This is a genomic window from Drouetiella sp., from assembly GCF_059504425.1.
Map to the genome: position 1 here is coordinate 1 of NZ_JCACIN010000012.1, position 7723 is coordinate 7723.

General features: G+C 51.2%; 7 protein-coding genes and 1 tRNA gene. 2 read left to right on the forward strand and 6 right to left on the reverse strand.

What is annotated here, in order from left to right:
• Positions 1-187 precede the first annotated feature (187 nt).
• Entirely contained in the window at positions 188-1831 is a 1644-nt protein-coding gene (locus AC5JMP_RS02565; RefSeq protein WP_495849861.1) for a DUF4394 domain-containing protein, read from the forward strand.
• 43 nt (positions 1832-1874) lie between these two features.
• Here the strand turns inward: AC5JMP_RS02565 and AC5JMP_RS02570 are convergent, their stop codons facing one another.
• The 5 genes from AC5JMP_RS02570 to AC5JMP_RS02590 all read right to left on the reverse strand — a co-directional run bounded on the left by AC5JMP_RS02570 (position 1875) and on the right by AC5JMP_RS02590 (position 6007).
• Entirely contained in the window at positions 1875-2675 is an 801-nt protein-coding gene (locus AC5JMP_RS02570; protein WP_495849862.1) for a hypothetical protein, read from the reverse strand.
• Positions 2647-3600, reverse strand: coding sequence for an amino acid ABC transporter substrate-binding protein (locus AC5JMP_RS02575; RefSeq protein ID WP_495849863.1), 954 nt, complete (start codon positions 3598-3600; stop codon positions 2647-2649). The genes AC5JMP_RS02570 and AC5JMP_RS02575 overlap by 29 nt, the downstream gene beginning before the upstream one ends.
• A 16-nt stretch (positions 3601-3616) precedes the next feature.
• A complete protein-coding gene (gene ureA, locus AC5JMP_RS02580; protein ID WP_495849864.1) occupies positions 3617-3919 on the reverse strand; it encodes an urease subunit gamma in 303 nt (100 codons plus the stop codon).
• A gap of 400 nt (positions 3920-4319) precedes the next feature.
• Positions 4320-4391, reverse strand: a tRNA-Gln gene (locus AC5JMP_RS02585).
• 104 nt (positions 4392-4495) lie between these two features.
• Entirely contained in the window at positions 4496-6007 is a 1512-nt protein-coding gene (locus AC5JMP_RS02590) for a glycosyl hydrolase family 57 (protein ID WP_495849865.1), read from the reverse strand.
• Between the two features lie 149 nt (positions 6008-6156).
• Between AC5JMP_RS02590 and AC5JMP_RS02595 the strand changes: the two genes are divergently transcribed.
• Positions 6157-7023 (forward strand): M48 family metallopeptidase, encoded by an 867-nt coding sequence (locus AC5JMP_RS02595; protein ID WP_495849866.1) that lies wholly within the window; start codon positions 6157-6159, stop codon positions 7021-7023.
• Between the two features lie 60 nt (positions 7024-7083).
• Here the strand turns inward: AC5JMP_RS02595 and AC5JMP_RS02600 are convergent.
• Positions 7084-7723 (reverse strand): peptidoglycan-binding domain-containing protein (locus AC5JMP_RS02600; RefSeq protein ID WP_495849867.1); only part of this gene is annotated, 640 nt, incomplete at its 5' end.

Genomic DNA, 7723 nt, shown 5'->3' on the forward strand with positions numbered 1-7723 from the left:
TTTTTTTTTTTTTTTTTTTTTTTTTTTTTTTTGGGGGGGGGGCCCCCCCCCCCCCCAACAAAAAATCCTCACCTAAATATCACTGCCGGAAAATTAAAAGCTCTCTGTAGCGAGGCTTACACCGACTGCATCCGATCGCCTATCCCTGTCGTACCGTCATTGTCCAAAGCTCGTAGCAGAGGCTGACATGACTTCATACAACAAGACTTCGCGTAACACCGACATTAGCGATCGCGTCAACCAGTTGGTGTCTGATCTAGGAATAAACTTGTCAGATGCAGGCATCAACCGTTTGATCCGCTCCCTGACGAAGACTCTCTCTAAGCCTGACCCCACTACGGCTGATTTTGTTGGACTAACCGCCAAAAATGACCTGGCGTTCTTCAACGCGGATGACTTAACCAATGTCACCAAGGTAAAAGTGAAAGGTCTGCAACCCCAAGAAACCTTAGTTGGCGTTGATTTTCGCCCCAATACTGGACAGCTCTTTGCGGTCGGCAGCACCAACCGCCTTTACACGATCGATGTCAAATCAGGCGCAGCCACCCAAGTGGGCACGGGCACGTTTGCAGTCGGGCTGAATGGTCAAAGCTTCGGTGTTGACTTCAACCCCACGGTCGATCGGATTCGGGTCGTCAGCGATGCCGGACAAAACCTGCGGCTTAACCCCGACACAGGCGCAGTCGTGGATGCCAATACCATGACGGATGGGGTTCAGGCAGACGGCAACATCAACGGTGCCACCCACTCGGTAGTTGCCACCGCCTACACCAACAGCTTCACAGGCACCCCCACCACCACTCAGTACACCCTGGATGCCGAGAGCGACAGCCTTTTCATTCAGAACCCGCCCAACAACGGCACCCAGAACCTAGTGGGGGAATTGGGAGCTGACTTTGCGGCAAATGCTGGCTTTGACATCGTTTCTAAAGACGGGACGAACTCTGCTTTTGCGACCTCCGATTCATCACTCTACTCAATCGACCTGCAAACCGGAGCGGCTACTCTCCTGGGCACCGTCAAAGATGGCAAAAAAATGCTTGATCTGAAGGGTCTTGCCGGAAGAAGCCCTATTGTTAAGCCTGACCCTACCAAAGCTGAATTTGTGGGACTGACTGACGCTAGCGATTTGGTGTTTTTTAACTCTAATGCGCTGAACAATGTCACGAAAGTAGACGTGAAGGGACTCCAACAGGACGAAACCCTTGTGGGAATCGACTTCCGCCCCAACACAGGCAAACTATTTGGCGTAGGCAGCAGCGATCGCCTTTACACCATTGATGCCGTCACGGGTGAAGCGGTGCAGATTGGCACAGGCACATTTGCAGTCGGGCTGAATGGTCAAAGCTTCGGCGTTGACTTCAACCCCACGGTCGATCGGATTCGGGTCGTCAGCGATGCCGGACAAAACCTGCGGCTTAACCCCGACACAGGCGCAGTCGTGGATGCCAATACCATGACGGATGGGGTTCAGGCAGACGGCAACATCAACGGTGCCACCCACTCGGTAGTTGCCACCGCCTACACCAACAGCTTCATGGGCACTACGACCACGACGCAGTACACCCTGGATGACAAGAGCGACAGTCTTTTCATTCAGAATCCGCCCAACAACGGCACCCAAAACTTAGTGGGGGCATTGGGAGCTGACTTTGCGGCAAATGCTGGCTTTGACATCGTTTTCAAGAACGGGACAAACTCTGCTTTTGCCACGTCTAATTCATCGCTTTACTCCATCAACTTGCAGTCTGGTGCAGCCACTCTTCTTGGAACAGTGAGAGATGGCACTACGCCTGTCGCTCTGGCAGGATTTGCGGCAACTGGGTTGTAAAAGCATAGGGTGGTTCTGAGGGCGCGTAGCTCTCAGAACCACCTTAGTATCCCTGCTCGTTATAGATTACCCGATCGCCTTGCCTGACAGCGAAGCGATATCCGCCGATTGGCATGATAGTTACGGTGTAAACAAAACTTCCGCTGGGATAGGAATAGGTGGAGCTAGAGCCAGAGCGAGCGGATTCTACAGGCACGGCTTTTAGCTCTACCTTGTCTGTGCGTCGGTTGTAGAGATTCATCCGCAGTTCGTCGTTGCGGCTGTAAATTCGCACCGCATATTTGGGGGTTTGAAACTGAGCGATCGTCTCACTCTCCAAAACGGGTTGAAGAGCCACAGCCCGACTGCTGGGTTGATTGGATGGAGCTGGCTGGGGTTCTGGTGTTGGCGTTTCTGTAGCAACCCGTTTACCCTGCACCCGATCGCTGTAAATGAGGCGATCGCCCTGCTGAATCTTCAAATCATAGGCACTGCCGTCCGGAGCTACGGTGACGGTATAAGCAGCCTCACCTTGGAGATTCGTATAAACAATGCCGAGGTCAGCCACGGTTTGCTGCATCGGCACCTCTCGTTGCTCAACCTGATCCGTCTGACGGTTGTATAGGTTTAGACGGAGGATGCCCTGCCGCCGAAAAATCCGGACAGCATACTGGCGAGTTTGAAACTGGAGCAGCGTTTCTCCCAGAGAGTCGGAAGCCGGAGGCGTGTTGGGAAGCGCTGGAGCGATCGCCATCACAGCAATGATCACAAAACTCGTCACCCCAAAACTCATCACCCCAAAAATCAGCAAGGCTCTAGGAAAAAACTGCCGCACTTTAGATTGAACTTCCTGAATTTTGCTCACCTGGATTTTGCTCACCTAAATTCTGCTCATAAGTGGCGATCGTTTCGCGAAAATAAGCCAGGATTTGGGCGCGATCGACCGGAGCAACTCCTTCCGTCCCAAACCAAGTCTCAAATAGGGCAACAGCCTGACCGTCATTGCTCAAAACATTCTGCATGAAAGCAATTAGCTCACGGTTGACCAAGGCTTTGAAAGCCGGATCGTTTTGAGGAAGAGCACAGCCATAGGATTCTGGGCTAAAGGGTTGCCTGGGAATTATTTCAAAAGTTTCAGCATCGGGCAGCGTTTGTCTTAGCCCTTCCAAAAGAATGCCATCGCTGGCTAGAGCGTCAATTTGTCCGGCAACCAGAGCCTTTAACCCTTCAGCTCGATTGGCAAACCGAGTTAGCTTTGCCAGACGCAACTGATTTTCAATCGGATACTCATTGCTCGCTCCACGCACAACTCCAATTTTGAGTTCAGGGGGACTAAGCACATGAGCTTTTTTTATCAGAAATTGCGTGCCCGTACGGAAATAACCCACCGAGAAATCGGCACGAAGACCCCGCCCCGTCGTAATGCTAGTGGAGCCGCAGACGATATCAATTTCTTTTTTTTCTAACTTAGAAGCCCAGTCTGCAACATTCGTTTCGACCAGGCTGAGCTGTACGGGACGCTGAAGCTGGTCTTGTAGTCCTGCCTGAATCAGGTGCAATAGATCAACCGAGAAACCCACCCAGTTGCCTTGAGCATCAATGTAGGCAAAGGGCGAAGCGTCGGTACGAGTCCCGGCGGTGAGAACTCCGGATCGCGTCACTTTTTCTAAAACTGTCTCTGTAGGGTCGCTTGTGCCGTCGCTTGCGCCTGTCTCTGTACCGGGCTGGGCACTGACCACAAGTGCCAGCGCAAACCACAGAGCGATGAAGGCGATCGCTACTCGTCGCATAGAAAATTTCTAGCCCCTAACGAATGGGATCATGCACCGTCACTAGCTTTGTACCGTCTGGAAAGGTCGCCTCTACCTGAACCTCATGCACCATTTCAGGAATGCCCTCCATAACGTCACTGCGGCTTAGAAGAGTGGTGCCGTGGGTCATCAGGTCGGCAACGGTACGCCCTTCCCTAGCTCCTTCCAGAATAGCAGCAGAAATATAGGCGATCGATTCAGGGTAATTGAGCTTTAGACCTTTCTCTTTACGGCGTTCTGCCAATAGTGCCGCCGTGAAGATTAACAGCTTGTCTTTTTCTTGGGGAGTCAGTTGCATGATTGGGGCTTAGCTGCTGCCAGGGCAATTGCGATCGGTTGAGCAGGAATTACTGGATGATACCTCAGTCCGCAAAATTTTAGGCATTCTGAAATAGGCGATCAGGCGATCCATCAATACGCAGTAGATCGCAAATGCTCACTCATTAATCTAGAAAATCAACTTTTAGGGTTTTGGGCTGCATTACGCGCAGCCCAAAACCTCATACCAATTTGAATTGGAACCACGACAGATCCTGGTACGAGCTTGGCATTGCCAAGTCCCTTCTGAGGTTCGATATGCTCACAAATTCGTTTAAATCGGTATCATTTGCGATCTGCTGATACAGGCTGCCGACAAAAAATCTCCTAAAGTTGATCAACCTTAGGAGACATCGAACTTTAGCTTCGCTTTTGCTAAACTGGGGCGCTAGGATTCGAACCTAGGAATGGCGAGACCAAAACCCGCTGCCTTACCACTTGGCGACGCCCCAACGGCATTCACCTCTAGTATCTTAGCAGTTACTCAGGCAGGAGTGTCAACTAGCTCCTGCAATTTCGTGATCCAGCTCTGAGGCAACGCCAGCCATCAGCTGTGCTAAAAATCGGCTTGCAAAATTGCCTCGCCCCGTCTGGCGATCTCTCTTGCGTAGTCTGTCCAGGCACCTTGCCCCCAGTAGCGGAAGCAGCTCGTTTGCAGCAGCAGGTTATGCAGTAGCGCGTTGCGGTAGCGCCGTTGCTGAACGATCGCCGGATCAGACTGGATGAGGGGATCGATCGCCTGATGAAACTGGGCGCTGAGCTGATTCATGGGAGTCAAAACATTTTCGTAGCCCTTGACCCAGCTCAAGTCGCTTGTCCAGGAGGCTCCATCCATATGAAAGTTGGGGTGCTCGGTCTGGATATCCTGAATAGCCTGGGCTACGGCTTCTGGCGTGTAGGTATTAACACGTTCCCAGATACGATGCTGACCGATCGCCTGACAAGTAGGCAGGTTCTCTAGGTTACAGCCCGCCGATTCGATTAGCTCCAGATACTCGGTGCCTGTAAAGCCAACGGTTTTGCCCTTGGCATCTCCCCAGGCTTGCTTGAAAGCAGACGGAAACTCATTCATCATCACGCCGCCATTTTCGCCATCGCTGATCTGCGATACCAGCGGCGGAATCGTCACGCCATCAATTTGTATGGGCGAAAGCGTTTTGGCTTCATAGTAAGGCTGCATTTGCCCCACAAGCTTCGTGTCCGATCCCTGAGTTTTGATCAATGCCGTGATGCTAATGACTTCGCCTGTAGAGCTGCGTGCCACCAGTCGATGCGGTACGTGCTTAAAGCCCAAGGGCTGACCTGCAAGGCTTTCTACCGAATGTTCTTGTACTAGCAGCCAGCGATAGCCGCAGTCTTTCAGCGCTTTAACGAACTCGTACAGGGTGTCGGGGTGGTTCGGCAAATGCATTTCTGGAGGCGAAAACCCTTTGACTCGCGCCAAAGCCTCCCAGCCAAAGATTGCGGCAAATTGGTGCTGCCATGCCTGGATATGCAGCTTTAGATCGGGAATGGGTGTGGAGGGCACAACAGCATGGCTCCACAGGGTTCCTAGCCACTCAACATAGGGCTGGTAATCAGGCGTACAGGTGATGCGCTTCAGGTTCTCCAAGACATCGCCGCGCCCCATCTGCCGCAGCCCCCACAGCAAGTTGCCTGAGTAGTCCAGCATGATGCGCGGATTGCAGCCCTGGCTGACTAGCTCTGGAATAAAATCCGCCATACGCGAATAGCACCAGGCAAATACCCCCGCATTATGGTTGTCTCCTTCGTTGGGATGCTCAAACATACGTTGCAGGTTGCAAATCATTTCGCCGTTTGCACCTGCTGGAATCGTGGGCTGATGCATATGGAGGGCGATCGCAAATCCCGCCGAGATATTTTGCAGTTGCAGATTGGTGCGCGGCAGCCAGATCGGCTGCTCAAGTTGCGTTACGGTCTGGACGGCAGCCTCCGAGCCGCAAATATTGGGCAGGTCGTCAATAATTTCTGGGATCTGGGGGAATGAGGCAATCGCAGTCTGGGTAGCAGGTGGTTGGGCGGCAGGTAATTGGGCGGCGAATGACATGGTCTGCGCTCCCGAAGCTTGGTGATCTCTAACCCATACTATACCGAACCTCTTTTTGAGGTTATGAACCGTCACTGATTTGAGCCGCTATCGCTAAAATGATTTCAAGGTCTTGTTTCTCTCTGTCTCCTCACTCCTGACTCCCAACCATGTCTTTACCCAAAACTGCGCTTGTGGGTCTGAAATCAGACCAGTTTCGTCATCCGTTAGATTTGCAGGCAACTCAGAGCCTGCGGCAGTTGCCGGGGTTAGATTTGTTACTGCGATCGCTCCTAGCTCCTTTGGCTGAGCAGGTTTTTTATGTCGAGAATATTGCTTCTAGCATTTTGGTGGGTGAGCAGCAGTTGCCCCATCTGCATAACCTGCTTCTAGAAGCCTGCAAAATTTTGGATTTGGAGCCGCCCCAGCTTTATATCAAGCAAAATCCTTCGCCCAATGCTTACACCTTTGCCATGCGCGGCAAGCAGCCTTTCATTGTCATGCATACTTCGCTGATTGAAATGCTGACTCCTGAAGAAATTCAGGCGGTGCTGGCGCATGAGCTGGGACACCTGAAGTGCGAACACAGCGTCTATTTGACCCTGGCAAATTTAGTGGTGCTGGCGGCGGGGCAGATTTTGCCGTTTGGCGGCTTGCTAACTCAGAATTTGCAGACCCAGATTTTGCAGTGGGTGCGGTGTGCCGAATTTACTTGCGATCGCGCTGCCCTACTCGTCGCCCAAGATCCGCGCGTCGTGGCTTCAGTGCTGATGAAGCTAACTGGCGGTTCTCCTACCCTGGCTCCTCAGCTTAACCTAGATGCTTTTCTGGCTCAGGCGCGCTCTTACGAGGCACTTGACAATACCGAGTTGGGCAATATGTTGAAGCAAGCGCGATCGTCTCAGCTCACCCATCCGGTTCCGGTGCTCCGGGCATTAGAGATCGATCGGTGGGCTGGCACCCAAGACTATCAGAAATTGATGCAGCGCCAAGGTTTGAACCCATCACCAGCACAGGGCGGCTGGCGGAATTGGTAAGCGTTAGCGATTGCTACGTAGCGCTCTTTGATCAACCGTTAGCTTCAGCCTAAAAGCATCTTAGTTATTTTCAGCGTTAGAAATAAGAGTAACCCTAGCCCAGACACTACGCAACAAGCCACCATCTCCCAAATAGTCAACTCTTTGTACCCTGAGAATTGCGTCTTTGCTAGCAACTCCAATTGTTTTACCAGAGGGCTGCTCTCTGAGATACATAGGTGATGCAAGTCTTATTTGTTCTGAAGTATCAAGGCCAACATCCTTGTTAACAATGGTTTCAGCAAGCTTAGAAATAATCTGATTTGAAAACTGAGTCATATCATTTTCTTGATCAGAAATATTTAGTTGACCCAAATATATCCATCCCTCTGTTCCACTGATAGTTGCAATCTCAAGTAGTGTGTTTTCTGGACTTTTAGAAAAGTTGTCAGGAAATGGATCTTCTTGCCCAGGATTAACAGGTTGATAACCTACCTCCAAAAACTCAATGATGATAGCTAAATCCTCACTTCTTGGCTGAGATCTGACTAGTAAACCCACATCTTTTTGAAATCTAGCGATTGCTTCCCTAGTTTCAAGATCCATAAAACCATTAACGTCACCTTTGTAATACTCAGAGTAATCCTCAGAATTAATAAGTGCTTGTTGTATAGCGCTACGAGAACGAGTTAGGACATTATTGTAGAGGTAGAGAAGCGTT

Coding starts and splice junctions, on each gene's coding strand:
- AC5JMP_RS02595 (WP_495849866.1), top strand. CDS start 6,157: ATGTCTTTACCCAAAACTGCGCTTGTGGGTCTGAAATCAGACCAGTTT.
- ureA (WP_495849864.1), bottom strand. CDS start 3,919: ATGCAACTGACTCCCCAAGAAAAAGACAAGCTGTTAATCTTCACGGCG.
- AC5JMP_RS02590 (WP_495849865.1), bottom strand. CDS start 6,007: ATGTCATTCGCCGCCCAATTACCTGCCGCCCAACCACCTGCTACCCAG.
- AC5JMP_RS02575 (WP_495849863.1), bottom strand. CDS start 3,600: ATGCGACGAGTAGCGATCGCCTTCATCGCTCTGTGGTTTGCGCTGGCA.
- AC5JMP_RS02565 (WP_495849861.1), top strand. CDS start 188: ATGACTTCATACAACAAGACTTCGCGTAACACCGACATTAGCGATCGC.